General features: G+C 52.8%; 15 protein-coding genes. 12 read left to right on the top strand and 3 right to left on the bottom strand.

All coding sequences use genetic code 11. The features are described 5' to 3' along the window. Positions 1-3: 3 nt before the first annotated feature. A complete protein-coding gene (locus ACR0B0_RS16920; RefSeq protein WP_480648801.1) occupies positions 4-753 on the bottom strand; it encodes a hypothetical protein in 750 nt (249 codons plus the stop codon). An 86-nt stretch (positions 754-839) separates the two neighbouring features. On the opposite strand from ACR0B0_RS16920, the gene ACR0B0_RS16915 reads away from it, so the two are divergent. Together ACR0B0_RS16915 and ACR0B0_RS16910 are read left to right on the top strand one after the other, a co-directional pair. Then, positions 840-1,385 carry a MarR family winged helix-turn-helix transcriptional regulator gene (locus ACR0B0_RS16915; protein ID WP_480648799.1) on the top strand — a complete coding sequence of 182 codons (546 nt, stop codon included), beginning with the start codon at positions 840-842 and terminating at the stop codon, positions 1,383-1,385. Beyond that, the gene (locus tag ACR0B0_RS16910; RefSeq protein WP_480648797.1) at positions 1,382-2,080 is read left to right on the top strand and encodes an MOSC domain-containing protein; all 699 of its coding nucleotides are present in this window, start codon (positions 1,382-1,384) and stop codon (positions 2,078-2,080) included. Before ACR0B0_RS16915 ends, ACR0B0_RS16910 begins: the two co-directional genes overlap by 4 nt. Positions 2,081-2,543: 463 nt before the next feature. Here ACR0B0_RS16910 and ACR0B0_RS16905 read toward each other — a convergent pair whose 3' ends face one another. Next, complete coding sequence (locus ACR0B0_RS16905; protein WP_480648795.1) at positions 2,544-3,545, bottom strand: helix-turn-helix domain-containing protein; 1,002 nt, start codon at positions 3,543-3,545, stop codon at positions 2,544-2,546. Between the two features lie 139 nt (positions 3,546-3,684). On the opposite strand from ACR0B0_RS16905, the gene ACR0B0_RS16900 reads away from it, so the two are divergent. From ACR0B0_RS16900 to ACR0B0_RS16865, 8 genes are all read left to right on the top strand, one after another. After that, complete coding sequence (locus tag ACR0B0_RS16900) at positions 3,685-5,082, top strand: metal-dependent hydrolase family protein (RefSeq protein WP_480648793.1); 1,398 nt, start codon at positions 3,685-3,687, stop codon at positions 5,080-5,082. Positions 5,083-5,168: 86 nt separating this feature from the next. Further along, positions 5,169-5,873, top strand: a complete 705-nt coding sequence (locus tag ACR0B0_RS16895) for a DUF3299 domain-containing protein (RefSeq protein WP_254429615.1) — start codon at positions 5,169-5,171, stop codon at positions 5,871-5,873. Next, positions 5,870-7,048 carry a carbohydrate porin gene (locus ACR0B0_RS16890; RefSeq protein WP_480648791.1) on the top strand — a complete coding sequence of 393 codons (1,179 nt, stop codon included), beginning with the start codon at positions 5,870-5,872 and terminating at the stop codon, positions 7,046-7,048. Before ACR0B0_RS16895 ends, ACR0B0_RS16890 begins: the two co-directional genes overlap by 4 nt. 48 nt (positions 7,049-7,096) lie before the next feature. Beyond that, positions 7,097-8,338, top strand: coding sequence for a membrane dipeptidase (locus ACR0B0_RS16885; protein WP_170351540.1), 1,242 nt, complete (start codon positions 7,097-7,099; stop codon positions 8,336-8,338). A 277-nt stretch (positions 8,339-8,615) separates the two neighbouring features. After that, positions 8,616-8,942, top strand: coding sequence for a potassium channel family protein (locus ACR0B0_RS16880; protein ID WP_226689145.1), 327 nt, complete (start codon positions 8,616-8,618; stop codon positions 8,940-8,942). 176 nt (positions 8,943-9,118) lie between these two features. Next, entirely contained in the window at positions 9,119-10,198 is a 1,080-nt protein-coding gene (locus tag ACR0B0_RS16875) for an AI-2E family transporter (RefSeq protein WP_170553532.1), read from the top strand. Continuing rightward, entirely contained in the window at positions 10,195-11,259 is a 1,065-nt protein-coding gene (locus tag ACR0B0_RS16870; protein ID WP_170351536.1) for an HlyD family secretion protein, read from the top strand. Before ACR0B0_RS16875 ends, ACR0B0_RS16870 begins: the two co-directional genes overlap by 4 nt. Next, positions 11,249-12,259 carry a DUF2955 domain-containing protein gene (locus tag ACR0B0_RS16865; protein WP_302478430.1) on the top strand — a complete coding sequence of 337 codons (1,011 nt, stop codon included), beginning with the start codon at positions 11,249-11,251 and terminating at the stop codon, positions 12,257-12,259. The genes ACR0B0_RS16870 and ACR0B0_RS16865 overlap by 11 nt, the downstream gene beginning before the upstream one ends. Before the next feature lie 382 nt (positions 12,260-12,641). Here the strand turns inward: ACR0B0_RS16865 and ACR0B0_RS16860 are convergent, their stop codons facing one another. After that, the gene (locus ACR0B0_RS16860) at positions 12,642-13,541 is read right to left on the bottom strand and encodes a LysR substrate-binding domain-containing protein (protein WP_480648788.1); all 900 of its coding nucleotides are present in this window, start codon (positions 13,539-13,541) and stop codon (positions 12,642-12,644) included. Between the two features lie 96 nt (positions 13,542-13,637). Between ACR0B0_RS16860 and ACR0B0_RS16855 the strand changes: the two genes are divergently transcribed. Then, the gene (locus ACR0B0_RS16855; RefSeq protein ID WP_170362162.1) at positions 13,638-14,492 is read left to right on the top strand and encodes an MBL fold metallo-hydrolase; all 855 of its coding nucleotides are present in this window, start codon (positions 13,638-13,640) and stop codon (positions 14,490-14,492) included. Between the two features lie 66 nt (positions 14,493-14,558). Then, complete coding sequence (locus ACR0B0_RS16850; RefSeq protein WP_170362161.1) at positions 14,559-15,020, top strand: cupin domain-containing protein; 462 nt, start codon at positions 14,559-14,561, stop codon at positions 15,018-15,020. Positions 15,021-15,157 lie beyond the last annotated feature (137 nt).

Raw genomic sequence — 15,157 nt, 5'->3', positions numbered from 1 at the left:
ATATTAGTGAATCTTGCCCGGCAGGCTCAGTTCGCCAGATGCGACGTCAAAAACATCTGTGACGCACAGCAAGGGAGCATGGATATTAGCGTTCACACGCAAGGCCGAAGTGACGCCATCGTAAGCGACACCTTCCAGTTCGACGTCGCTGGCGAAGCCTGCGTTCACCGAGATTTCGGGCCCGTCGAACAGCGGTGTAAACCCTGGGCTGTCCAGAAAGATCGGGAATCCAGGCCATGTCGCAGGTAGCTTGGGTGTGGAACCTTCGGGGATGTCACGTACGGCAAGCGCGTCGGGTCCGCACGCTTCGGTCGGGGTCAACACAACCCAATGGCTGTGCCATTCGATGCCGTCATTGGCCGGATCTCCGTCGCCGTTCTCGTCAAAAAGCGGTGTGTCATCAAAATCTGGATGACTGGTTGCGGCCATTGCAAGGATGCCTGTGCCGGCTTCAAACCCAACGGCCGAAGGGTCCAAAGACGTAGGCCAGACATATGACCAGACGTCTGAACCACCGACCTCTCCGGTTGCCGCCGGAACCGAGGCACCAGCCGATCCATTCGTGGTCATGTGAAAAGTGACCGTGTTTCCATTACGGTGCGCGTGCGCGGCCAGAATGTCAAAATCCGCGACTTTACTGGCGTCAGCAGAAGATATGATCGCGCCATCCTGATGAATGGCATGGTTCCCATCAGCAAGAGCTGTGCTGCCGATGAGCAGAGCCAAAGTAGAAGTGAGCGTTGAAAGTTTCATAGATGCCTCCAATTAAAAGATAGCGAGTCGCTACTATAGTGAGAAATACATTGCAACTATAATTTCGAGTCGCTACTAAAAGTGTTATGAACTCAGATCATCGCATACGCACACTGATCAACCGTCTGGCCCGGATTGATGCTTCCGAAGGATGGGCGGGAGATCTGAACCCGACTCAGAGGATGGCGCTCGAGTACCTCGCTGAGGCGAACATGTTCTCGCGCTCGCCGTCGCATGTCGCAGAGTACATCGGTACAACCCGTGGAACGATGTCACAGACGCTCAAGGCTTTGGCACGCAAAGGCTATGTAGAAGAGCACCGGAAAGAACACGATCAGCGGTCGATTTCCTACGAACTCACAAAAGAAGGGGCCGAGATCGTACGTCAGCCAAATCCTGTTGCTCAGGCAATTGGAGATATGCCTGCAGAAAACCTAGCCTTACTTGAGCAGGGGCTGATGCAAGGCCTCAGTCTGGCTTTGGCCGCAAATGGAGGCCGATCCTTCGGCCAGTGCAAATCCTGCACTCATCATGACGACACGACAAACAGCGGTTTTTGCAAGTTATTGGGCGTCTCATTGGAACCCGGCGAAAAAGACAAGATCTGCATTGAGCACGAGGAAGCCAGATGAACCATCCTGAACTGTCGGCAAACATCGACGGCATTTTCCTTGGAGCCATCAGAGATCGCTGGGAAGGCAAACCGCCTTCGGCCATTCAGAAAGTTCGGGTGAACGGCCGGCAGGTTGTTACCTCGCTCGGTTTTGCAGGCGATGCGCAGGCGGATTTGACCGTACACGGTGGTAAAGACAAAGCCATCCATCATTATGCACTTGATCACTATTCAGCCTGGCAAGCAGAGGGCCTAATGGCACCCGGCACAATACCAGCGGCGTTTGGCGAGAACATTTCAACAACGGGGCTGACCGAGGAAAACCTCTGCATTGGGGACATCCTGTCGCTCGGGACGGCGGTGGTTCAAATTAGCCAGGGGCGGCAGCCATGCTGGAAACTTGGGCTACATACCGGGCGCAAGGAAATGCCGTACCAGTTTCAGAAGACGGGCCGAACCGGATGGTACTATCGTGTACTCGAGCCTGGCGAAGTTGGCGCCGGTGATCGGATCACCTTGTCTGAAAGGCCAAATCCCAATTGGTCTGTATTGGCTGTTACACGCGCACGGTTGACTCGTCGCATTCTGCCGGAAGATGCCGAGGCTTTGTCTCAGATGGAAGAACTTGCTGAGGGTTGGCGACAAGCTTTCCGCCGAATGGCTGAAGGCAATGCCAAGGAGGATACATCGGCAAGGCTTGGAGGCTCAGGGTAAGACACCCAACGCGCGTTCTGTCGCGACGTAATTTCCTTGATCTTACTAACCTTCTCAATTCCATGACAGTCAAATCCCCGTTTGTCAGTCGCTGGGTGGGGCAGGTAAAAAATGAGACATCAACTCCAGCACCGATGAAATGCCATTAACCGCTTTGGGCCAGAAATGCTTGACGTTTGGGGCAAAATTGAATGACGTGATTTGAGCATTTTTTGAGGTTTTGACTGTCGATTGAGTCAAATATCACTGACGTTCCACATCTCCTGTTGAACGTCACACGAACCTGACCCAACCGTCACAGTTGGACCAGAAACTAGGTGAACGTTCGACATCAGAAGGCGCCCCCGACGTTGGACATCAGTTGAATTTGACCTTTGCGTTATCAACTAACACGCCGCCTCCATTTCATACTCCCGCAGACAGTTTGGTTTGATCTGACTTCCCTTTCGGAACATCAGAGCCGCTACTTTTTCCGGAAAGCAGTCGGTGTCATTCCGGTCTGGCCACGAAAAAAGCGAGTGAAGTGGGACTTGTCGGAATAACCGAGCATCAAACCAATCTCCGCAATTGTCATCTGGCCTTCTTTGAGGTGCTCCTTGGCGACATCGACACGCAGTCGTTTGACTTCGCGTGGGAGCGTTGTGCCTTGCCGCTGAAGCGCTTTCAAAAACCGTTCCGGCTGTATTCCCAGTAATCCCGCCATCGCCTCCGGCCCCAAATCGGTTTCATCTAGTTTGTCGCGTAATACAGATCGCAAAGCAGCTACCACTGTTACTTCTTCATCTTGTCCCTGTGAGGCGATGGGCTTGGCAGGGCCCTCAGAGACATGGTGCAAAAACAACCATTCCACAGGAAAACTAATTTGCATTCCGGGATCGGTCCCAAGGCCAACCTCGATCCCTTTGTAGTTGATAGGCAGACCGTTGATGTATCTGCTTTCCCATCGTACACGGGAAGAATCCCAGGCATCTCCGACGACGGTCTGAAATAGGCGTACGTAGATTGCCGCACCAAATCCGGTCACCTGAATGGGTGGGACAGTAGGCTCTTGTTGCCTCTCGATACGATAAGTCGCTTTGTCCGCTTCAACGACAAGGCTATGCCGCACAGAATTGGACTCCTGCGGTACAAGTCCGACGAAACGGGTAAAGAACTCGAACAGCGTCTCGGTCGATTGCAGGGCCTGAGCGAATGGAGGCCACTGATGCAAGTCAAACGTCTCTCCGACATTCAGGCCAAGATATCGATCCCCTGACACTTCTGAGAAGGAATTCAGCAATCCATAGACCAACTCAGAGTGAACGAACACGGATGGGTCAGACAACAGTTCGGCTTTCAAGCCGACCTGATCCAGTGCTGGTTGCGGATTGATCTTACGTTCGGTGAGATATTGCAGGAACGGAGCAGCTAAGGAGAGGCGAATAAAGCCTTCGCTATGCTCTTGAGAGGTGGAGTTGAAAGGCAAGCTCGTCACCCTCGTTTGGACTAGATTTACAATGTGGCCATTTTTGCAGTCACATTCGAACATCCTAATGCGAAACTGGCAACCTAGGCAAAGATTTCCGGGCTACAGTTGGCAAAACATGAATATGAAGGGAGTGCTTATGTCCGGTCTACGAATGTCGCTTTGCTCGACGGCAATTGTCGCTGCAGGACTTTGTTTTTCAGCGTCCGCGCAGGCTCAGGATCAAGAAGAACTCCAGACGCTGTTTACTAACGTGCATATCTTCGATGGCGTGAATGAACAGCGTATCGAGAATGCCAGCGTATTGGTCGAGGGCAACCTGATTACGTCTGTATCAACTGAAGCGATTGACGCCCCCAATGCTACGATTATTGACGGAGAAGGGATGACACTGACCCCGGGCTTTATTGAAAATCATGCACACCTGATGCTGCCCGGACCCACGTTGCCCGCAATGGAAGCCAACAGCACTTGGGAAGACCTCGCGATTCACGGCACTCAAATGGCTGAGATGTACTTAATGCAAGGCTTTACCACTGTAAGAGATGCAGGTGGCGCTAATGGAGGTCTTCGTCGCGCAATCGACAGCGGGACCATTGCCGGGCCGCGTTTCTACCCTGCGGCTGCTTTTCTAAGTACACGTGGTGGCCATGCTGATTTCGCCAACTTTACGGCGCCGGTTGGCCAGTCTTCAAACTTCAGCCGTCTGAATATGGCCCAAGAAGTCGACAGTGTCTCCGAAATGTACAAGTTTGCTCGCAACAACTTCCGGATGGGAGCAACACAACTGAAGTACATGCAATCAGGCGGTGTAGTTTCAGCGTTTGACCCGTGGCAGTTGTTGGCTGGATCGACGGCAGAATTAGAAGCGGCCGTGCAGGTTGCAAACGAATACGAAAGCTACGTCATGGCCCATTCCTACCGCAAGGAAACGATCATGGCGGCACTGAATGCTGGTGTGCGATCAATTGAACATGGGTTCATGTTTGATTGTGAAATATCAGCGCTGATGGAAGAGAAAGGAGCCTACATCACAACCAATCTCACAGCATTTGATCCAAATCTCTTTGATATTCCTGCCATTCGAGATGTCCCAGCCAGCTTACGAAAGGCACAGTCCGCTACGCAGGCTTTTGGCGACTACATAAAAAACATGAATGAGTGCCCAGCCAAAAGAGGGTTTCACACGGATTGCGTAGGTTCTGTAGCGGCCTGCAATATTCAAATTGCGTATGAAAAACATCTCAATAATGAGTTCTTTGGCTCCCACGCTTCATTGGTCGCAATGACGTCCACCGGCGGTGAAATCGCCGCTTTGTCGGGGCCGTTTATGAACCCCTATCCCGAAGGCAAATTGGGCGTGATTGAGGAGGGGGCCTATGCAGACATTCTGCTCATTGACGGCAACCCGCTTGAAGACTTCTCGGTTGTTGGCACGGGTAATCAGTGGTTCGGTGCCGATCCGAGGCCTGAAAGCCCAGATACGATCCGCCTGATCATGAAGGACGGCGTCATCTTCAAAAACACACTGGATTGACCTGTCTAAACAGCCGGAGAGTATTTATGCACCATTGGTTTCGCTCCTTAGTGTTTGCAGGGTTGGTTTGGTGTGGTCATCCTGTCATGGCGACGCCAGGAACCGCGTTGGACTGGTCTGACCTACCTGACCCGTCCGCGCAGGTCTTTGAAGACCCCTATCGAGATCTCAGCCCCGAACAATTCGACGATGTCCTCTACGTCGTACGACTGCGCGGCAGGCTGCAGCAGGATGGCGGCAGCGAAGAAGAGCGTCAGAAGTGGCAAATGCTTTTGACCGAGACTGAGGATGCCTTGGCAACTGATGGAATTGATGTGGACTGGCTACTCGATCAGCGAGAGGTTGTAACGGAACGTCGAAGAAAGGCCGGGACGAACGGAAATCCGCAATTCGATGGTCGAACAATCACACTGGCGGGCTTTGCCATTCCTGCTCCCAACGATCCAGACGGTCGGCCTGTCGCATATTTGGTGCCAGAAAGAGGGATGTGCAGCCACATGCCTCCACCTCCGCCCAACCAGATGATCCGTGTGCGGTTGAACGGGGGCTGGACGCCCAGCTATTTCCATGAACCCGTTCGGTTGACAGGCACGCTAACGATCGATCCGTCTGTTCAGAATATGATGGTTGTGGATGGCCAGATGCCCATGAGCGCGACTTTCCAGTTGGAAGCAGAAAGTGTCGAAACTCTGGAAACCAAGGCAGATAGGCTGGAATGGAAGCAGCGTGCCGCTGATCGCATCCGCGCGGCGGGCAATCGCAAGACCGGCGGGGCAAAGGCGTCTGAATGATAAGACTTCTGGTTGCCGCATTGAGCATTGCCTTCGCTGGCGCAGCGTCGGCTCAGGGACTATCCGGGCCATCTTCGGTCGAAGCTGATCTTGAGCCCGGAGATGGGCTAACCGACCCACAATATCGTTCCGATTTTCCGCGCAATATCGCATCGGGTTGGTTTCAATGGAAAGACCGACTGGCTGTGGGTGGGTTTCGCTTCAACATTGATTACTTGGCATTGGGCCAATCCACAAATGCTGATCTGGGAACCGGCGAAGCGGCAAGTGGGATTGCGCGTTTCTACGGTAGTTGGCAGGCAACTGAACGCGGCTCTCTGACATTCAAGATCGAAGATCGGCACAGCTACACCGATGTTGCCCCACAGTTTTTGGGGCTGGATGGCGGAGCCCTTTCAATCACGGGAACGGCCTTCAACGATAATGGTCTGCTGCTGACCAACCTTTTCTGGACCCAAAGGGCCGAGAACGGTTCGTGGACGCTGCAAGTTGGCCAGATTGATGTAACGGACTTTGTGGATATCTATGGGTTGGTCAGCCCCTACAGTGGTTTCCAAAACCTGTCTTTCAATACCAATCCGACTATTAACACACCCAATCAAGGCCTTGGCATTGCCGGTGGGGTAAAGCTGAGCGAAAACTTCTACGCTGTTGCCAGCGTCTCAGACGCAAACGCCGACCCGTCTGATCCAAACTTTGATGTGTTTAGCGACGGCAATCTCTTCAAATCACTCGAATTTGGTTACACCTCCGGCTTTGATCGCATCTACTTCGACAACATCCATTTGACCCTCTGGCATGCGGATGCGGCTGACGATGGCAGTCGAGCGGAAGATTACGGCGCTGCGTTCTCTGCCGCATGGTTTGTTGACAATAAGTGGATGCCGTTCTTTCGGGCTGGGGCCTCAAAGGGTACCGCAGCGCTTTATGACCGGTCCGTCTCAGCAGGTCTGGGCTACTATGGTCGCAACACCGATTTGGCCGGGCTGGGCCTGAATTGGGCCGAGGCAAGAGGCATAGACGGTGATCAGTTCACGCTCGAGGCATTCTACCGGTTTTCAATCTCGCCCGGACTGCAGATCACGCCATCGCTGCAGTTCATTTCTGACCCGCTACTGAACCCCAATCAGGATAGCATTACGCTGTTCGGTCTAAGAACCCGGATCGTTTTCTGAGGGGTTCGAATGCGGCGGTAAAAACAAAGCAGTTAGGGAGGTTCTGTCATGAAGACCATGTTGGCCGTAAGCGCTATCGCGATCACTCTAGGTTGCGCACTACACGCGAGCGAGGAAAGCAAGACTTGGGATGCATCAGAAGAGGCGAAGCAATTCGTACAAGACACCATCGTCCTCGGCATGTTGGCCAGCCCCTACGGCACTGGTTGGACCGACTACGACCAGCTTCATACTTACTTCGCGCGCGCTCGGGACAACGGCATTACGGGACACGAGATGACGCTGGCTGCTGCGGATATGTCGTTTGAAACCCTGCTGGAGCAGCACTATCACTTTCGCTCAGCCATGGCGCAGCAACCGGAAAACTACCTGATTGTCAATGAAACCCGAGATATCGAAGCCGCCCATATACAAGGCAAGACGGCCGTCATCTGGAACAGCCAAACCGCCACAATCCTGAACGGCGATCTTAAGAAAATGGCATTGCTAAAGGATATGGGGATCAAAAGTATGATCCTGGCTTACAATGACATTTTCCGAACCGGATCGGGGCAGTTGGCGGCCTATAACGGACGCGACATTGGTCTGACACCTTGGGGGAAGTCGGTCATCGATGAAATGGTGCGGTTCGGTATCTTGCTCGACCTAAGCCACACGGGTTCAAAAACGGCCAACGACGCCATGGACTACATGGATGAAAACTATCCCGGCGTGCCATATGTCTATACGCATTCTGTCCCAGCAGGGCTTTATGCGAACGAACCCAATGCCACGACACGCGGTTGTTATCGGGCCATTCCCGACGACGAGGCGCTGCGTGCGGCCAAATCGGGCGGCTATATTTCTCCGACCTTCACCGAATGGATGATGGACGGTGTTTGGCCTGAGGATATCTCACCCGAGCAAGCTGCTGATATGATCGACTACTATGTCCAACTTGTGGGGGTCGACCATGTTGGGATTGCAACGGACGACATGTTCTCGACTGAACTAGTCGTACAGTTCGCAACTGCAAACGCGAGCATGTACGACGACGGCGGCTACATGATCGATGCGTTCAACAAAGGGGCCACTGGCAACGGTGAACTGGCCAAAATCCTTGCGGCGATTACCGATGACCTTTGGGCGAAGGGTTATTCCAATGAGGACCTTGCGAAGATTTATGGCGGTAACAAGATGCGAGTTTATGCGCAAGTTTGGGAGGGCAAACCACCCGAACTATTCCTGAAAGAGTACCCAGAGCGTCTGCGCCTAAGGCAAGAACTCCGTGATGGGTTCTATTCGCGTTAGAGACGAAAGACCTAGCAGCAAGATACTTGGCGCGTAGGCGAACAGGTCGATTGCTAGCTTGCAAAATCGAACCTCCACGGCTGTTCATGCTTCCTAATCACTCGAATGAAGGGATCCGTTGATCTGTACCTATCGGACCATCGCGCGCAGAATAGCATCGATGAATCTGGGACTCTGGTTGAGAGTTCTTATCGGGCAGCTTTCAGTAAATCAGCATTGTTCCTTCCGTAAATCCTCAACTCTGGTACAAATGCAATTATTCGAAGATGAGGGTGCAATGAATTCACTGACCAGAATAACACGAGGAATTGGCGTCGCTTTCAAGGACGGTAGAGTGAAAGGCATTCTTGCCTTCACAGTTGGAATGATTTTATGGGCCTCGGTCTTTTACCACTTTGTCGAAGGTTGGAGTTGGCTCGACTCAATCTACTTTTCTGTCGTGACAATTTCGACCGTGGGGTTTGGTGACTTCTCACCTGAAACTGCGGCAGGGAAGATCTTCACAATGGTATACATCATCGTGGGTCTCGGTGTCTTCGTGACCGCGGCGACGACAGTGGCAGATACAATCTTGTCCCAAGACGACACAAAAGCGGACAAGTAGATTATCCCAATTTGGCCAAATCGAGTTCACGCCCAGGCATTGGTTTGACTGGGCACCTCAAGCTGTGGCCCAGATTCATTCGTGTCTTCAAGCTGATAGATGATCACTAAAATTCAAAAAAATATACATATTATGTTTTTTGAGTGTAACATTCGAAAAACACATGGAGGGATGGAATGGAAAAGACACAGGACGCAAAGATTGTCGATCTGGCAATACGATTGCTCTTTCTCGGACTATTCCTCTACAGCGCCCTAGTCATGGTGGCCCCGCTTGCGAGCGTGGTTATCTGGGCAACGATCCTCTGTGTGGCGCTTTACCCGGCATTTGACTGGCTTCAGTCCAAGCTGGGAGGGCGGAAAAAACTTGCCACGACGATCTTGGTTTTGTTGGGCCTTGTTCTGACCCTCGGGCCAGTCGCTACGGCGGTGTCTGGTGCCGCAGAACTTGGGTCTGAATTCGCGGAACAAGCTGACAAGGGTGAATTGAAAGTCCCACCTGCGCCCGAGGGTCTCAAGGAGTTGCCCTTGGTGGGAGACAAAATAGCCGATGTCTGGGGAATGTTTGAGCGCAATCTTGACGGCGCGCTTGCAAAATATGGCACGCAAATCCTTGAGATCACCAAATCGCTTTTCGGGAAGGTGCTGGGCATCGGAATCGGGCTGCTTGGCTTAGCTCTGTCCGTGTTGATTATGGGGGCATTGTTCAGCCCTGGGCCAAATTTGGTCCAAGGTCTTCAGCGCTTTGCCAACCGTGTCTTTGCACCACGCGGTGGTGAATTCGTGACACTCGCGGGCGCAACGATCCGGAACGTTACAAAAGGCGTGATTGGCGTAGCAGCCATTCAGGCGGTTTTCGTTTGGATACTGTTGGCATTGTTTGGGATTTCTTCGGCCGCCACGCTGGCATTTATCTGCCTGATACTCTCGATTATCCAAATCGGACCCGGATTGGTTCTTATACCGGTTATTATCTATGCATGGAGTTCCATGTCCGGCGGAACAGCTTTGATCTTCACCATACTAGCCGTTCCAGTCATGATAATGGACAGTTTCCTAAGACCCGTGTTCATCTCAAAAGGCCTTGAGACTCCCATGTTGGTCATCCTCATCGGTGTTCTCGGAGGTATGATGGCGTACGGTTTGATCGGCGTCTTTATGGGGCCGGTACTCTTTGCTGTGTTCTATGAGCTGTTCAAGGTTTGGATTGATACCTCGCCTGAAGCAGAAGGCACTGTTGAAGGTGCGGCGAAATGAGAAAGACGATATGGACAACCCTGGCTGTCATTCTGATTTTTCTTGTCTGGTATCTGGTCGCTGATCGAAAAACGCCATTTACCGGGAACGCCAGAGTAAAAGCTGTGGCCACCCAAATCGTGCCTCAGGTGACCGGAACGGTAACGGAAGTTTTGGTAGAAAACGGCCAAGTCGTTTCGGCAGGTGATGTTCTGGTTCGAATAGATTCCAGACCCTACGAAATCGAGCGTTCAAAGGCGGAAGCTGATCTTGAAGCGGCGACCCAAGAGGTAGGCGCGTCTTCGGCAGAGGTAAGTGCGGCACAGGCCAAACTCGCAAGGGCGCAGAGCGATCTTGATACGATGCGCATTCAAACGGAACGCGTATTTGCGCTCGAAAAGAAAGGGTTGATTGCCGTCTCAAAGGCCGATGATGCACGAGGGCAATTGGCAGAGTCTGAGGCAAACTTTGAGAACGCAAAAGCGGATCTGGAAAAAGCAAAACAAAGGCTTGGTGACGACGGGATTGAAAACCCGAAAATCCAGCGCGCGTTGGCGGCCTTGGCGGATGCAGAACTGAACCTTGAATGGACGGAACTGCGTGCTCCGGCGACAGGTGTCATCACTAATTTGCTGATAGCCCCCGGAACGTATGCGCGATCCGGCCAGGACCTTTTGACGTTTCTTGATGCAACGGACGTCTGGATCGAGGCGTATTTTACCGAGAACAACTTAGGAAGAGCTTCGATAGGGTCTCCGGTTGATGTAGTGTTGGACATGCATCCCGGTAAGATTGTTCCGGGCGTCATCGAGAGCTTTAGCGCGGCCGTTTCCTTAAGTGGCGGTGATGAGCCCGGGCAATTGGCGAGCCCGCCAAGTACCAAAGGTTTTTTGCGGGAGCCTGAAAGGTTCCCAGTCAGGATCGTTTTGCCGGGCTATGAAGCCGGAAGCACCGAAGATGATCTTCGCTTTCAGCTGAACGGGCAGGCCGATGTGATTATGTACCTAAGCGACAACTCGTTGCTGAACCTCGTAGGCCGCACCTACATCCGCTTGGTCTCAATTCTGTCCTATGCGTACTGAGGACCAGCGCTCTGTCGCCCGGCTTGCGGTTGGTGTTACCGGCGTCTTTTCCTTGGGCTTGTTTCTTGGCTGGCCACTCGCCGTCGTTGGGGCGGTGTTCACCGCACTGTTTTTGCAGGCGCCAGCCGCATTGCCTCTGGCAGCATTTGCTAAGCTGTTTGTCTTTTCGATTGGATTGATGTTCACTTCGTTCCTGGTGTCGTCAATCTTCTCACCATATCCTCTTGTTTTTCTCATTCTGGTGGCCATAGGAATAATCCTGTCTTTCATGTGGTCGGTTTCCGGAGCCGGAGTTTTACCGGGCGTCATTGCCCTGATGGGTGCACTGATGATCCCGAACTTGGTTTTGCAATCACAGGATCTGGCTTTGGTGCTCGTGTATTGGATACCGTTGAACCTGCTGTTTGCGGGCTTTGTATCGACGCTGATGTTCGTGTTGATACCCGCTGAACCTCAAACGCCCGCTCAAAAGAAGGCCGCATCGTCGCCGAACTTCGACCCACATCGCCGAATCGTCAGGATGTCGCTTGTAACAGTGCCGTTTGCCTTGGCGTTTTTTGTTTCCGGCGCATCTGCACTACTGGTTCTGTTTTTTGTCGCCCTGCTGAGCCAGCAGCTTGCGGCAATGCCCGCTGCAGGCAAAACAGTTGCAAAAGCTATGCTGACGGCAAACCTTCTTGGGGCGGCAGTATCCATCATATGCTACGAAATAAACGTAATAGCTCCGGTTATTATAACCCCCATTCTGCTGTGTTTCTTCTTTTGCCTAACACTCGGAGCACTTGGAAAGTCAAAAGTACCGCTCGCCGCCGCCGCCGGTTCCGCTATTACAACAGCTCTGATTGTATATGGCGGTTCGGTTGCACCGTTTTCAGACGAGGCTGACGTCAAGAGCATCACTCGCGTATTGCAAGTTGCCAGCGCCGCTTTTTTTGTAATCATTGCATATGTCGTGGTTGATGAATTCTGGCCGGAAAAAGAGCGCCGGGCAATTCAATGAGGTTAGCTGCGATGAGGCTTGGAACCGAAACCAGCAGAGATCCTCCAGCTGTATGCGCGCCGCACAAAACCACAATGACCGCCTTGGGCTCGAAACAGACGTTCTCCGCGCGCAGGATCAATGACTGCTATCCGGCGATTTAGTAATGGTTCGTTTGATCCGCAGGGGAGCTGACCACTCAACCAGAGATCGCTTCACATAACACCCCTTCGGCGACGTTCATGGTTCGTTACGGCACCACCAATCATCCAGTGGCTGTGAGAGCCTGCCGCTCGCGCCCCCTGTCGCCGATGACCGCAACGCGGGACGGAGCCGCCGTTCGCTGCAAACATCCCAAGTTCGGCTTTGTGCAATTTAAGTCAGCACGGGGGCGCTTTTTCGGTCAGGCCAGATGTTGTTTGATCTGTTGCCGAAGGTGGTCCAGAAATAGACCAACCCGACGAGGTTGGAAGGCTTTTTCGGGGTAGACTGCAAACACCCCAACATCAGGGAACTGCCCTGTAAAATTGATTGGCTCAAGTTGGTCCGCTTCCACCAAGTCTATCGCCATGATTTCTGGAAGCAATCCGATCCCCAACCCACGCACCAGTGCTTCGCGATAAGTATTGGTGTGGTTCATGACAAGTTTCCAGGGCAGGCGCAGCTTTTGCATCCCTTTATTTGTCACGAGCGGCCAACTGTCACCGAACCGTGAAGCACCAAAGACGAGGCAGCAATGTTGGTCTAGATCGGCAACCGTTGTGGGTGTTCCATATGCGCGTAGATAAGAGGGGGACGCGAACAAACCGAGGGATGTCTGAGCCAGCTTGCTAACGATCAGACTGCTATCGTCCAGCTTGATCGCTAACCGAATGGCCAAATCCACCCTAGAGGTGATGAAGTCAGTCTGCTCATTTTCAAACACCAGATCAAACAACACCTCGGGATGAAGCGTCTGAAAGCTCTGCACCGCATCCAGCAAAAGTGGCGTACCGATCCCTTCCGGAGCAGCTACGCGAATTACTCCAGATAACAGCCCCCCTTCTTGTGCAACCACGTCCTGCTCAAGTGCATCCACTTGTTCCAGGGTGGCCTTGCACCCGTGATAGTAGCGAGTTCCGGCTTCGGTCACTTCCATCGAACGAGTTGTGCGGCTAATGAGGCGCAGATCAAGCATCGCTTCCAGATCGGCCACATGTCGCCCAATAATGGCCGGACTAACATTCAAATCTTCCGCGGCTGCGGCAAAGCTTCCCAGCTCGACCACGCGAGCAAACACGGTCATTTTCTTCAGCTTGTCCATTCAGTACTTTTTGTATCTTTTGAATTGTCAATGACATCAATTATCTCATGTTGGGTCAAGGGTATGTTGTTTCCAACGCAAATGGAGACACATGCCATGAAGCGCATTCTGACGGCCATCGCCGCCGCTATCACCTTTACAAGCGCGGCCATTGCAGCAGGTGATGAAATGACACCGGCCATGACCAAGCTGAAGGACGGCGTCTATCAGTTCTACATGGCGCATTATTCCAGCCTGGTGGTGATCACGGATGAAGGCGTTCTGGTTGTAGACCCCAATCACGAATTCCGGTCCGAGGCGATGCGCGCTGAAATTGCCAAGCAGACCGATCAACCCGTGGTCAAGGTTGTTTACTCGCACGATCACTTTGACCATTCGCGGGGCGGCCAGATTTTCAAGGACGAAGGTGCGGAGTTCATCGCCCATGAAGGGTGCGTTGAGTTGATGAGCCGCGATCTGGAAAACCGGGTGGTGCTGCCTGACGTGACCTATGCAGATGAGCATCGCATCGAACTGGGCGATAAGATCATCGACTTAAAGTACTTCGGGTCCAGCGACGGCCAGTGCCAGAGCGTGATCCACATGCCCGACGACAAGGTTTTAATGGGCGTGGATTGGCATCTTCCGCGTTATCTGGTCTCGACCGCCCGTTTGAATACGCATGATTATGTGGGCGCTCTGAACACCCTGCGCCGTGTCAGCGCAGAGCTTGACTACGATACCGTGGTTTCAGGCCACCTGGAGCATTCGTCGCCTGAGCTTCTCGCTGAAGAATTGGCCTTTGTCGAAGCCCTGTACGTTGCCGTTTGGGAGGGTCTACAAAACGGCAAATCGGTCGACGAACTTAAGGATACGGTCAAACTGCCTGATTTCGAAGACTGGCTATTCTACAAAGAAAACCTTCCAGCCCATGTTGAACGGATGGCTTACGCCATTTGGCACGGCCACTAAACCTCTGACTGGGTTGCGGGGCAGCCCGGTCGTTCCCCACAAATGAAATCAGAATTGGACCTCAACATGTCTAAGAAAACTGAAGCGACCGCCAAAAAGACCGTTGTCAGCGGTTGGCATGAAGGCCGCAAATATTTCATGGCGGATCAGGAGTACACCTCGGTTGTCGCAGGCAAAGACGACACGCAATCCGAGTATGTCTTTGGCTCAGGTGAAATAGCACCGGGCGGGTTCATTCCTGATCATTATCACAAATGGGAAGACCAGACCTTCCACATCCTTGAGGGCGACCTGGAAGTTAAAATCGGCGATGAAGTCTTTAACGCCGGGCCTGGGGCCAGCATCCAATGCCCACGCGGCGTGTCCCACTACATGAAGAACGTCGGTGATACGACCGCCAAGATGATCAGCTACATCTTCCCCGGTGATTGGGCTGAGGAGTTCATGGCCGAAACCTCGCGCCAGAACGAGATCGGCGAAATAGATTTCGCCTTGATCGAAGAGCGCTTTGGCGTCGTCTACATCTGAACCGAAAGGAAAAACGCAATGAGACTCTTAACGCTTCTTGCCACGTTCCTCGCTTTGACCAATCTGAGTGCGGCTTTCGCTGCGGGCCCTCAAGTGACCACAAAACAACTGGCGGACAACGTCTCCCTACTGCTTAA

The sequence above is a fragment of the Ruegeria sp. BA12 genome, assembly GCF_056539625.1.
The sequence above is the reverse complement of the archived record's forward strand: the minus strand, read 5'-3'. Positions and strand labels throughout refer to the sequence as shown.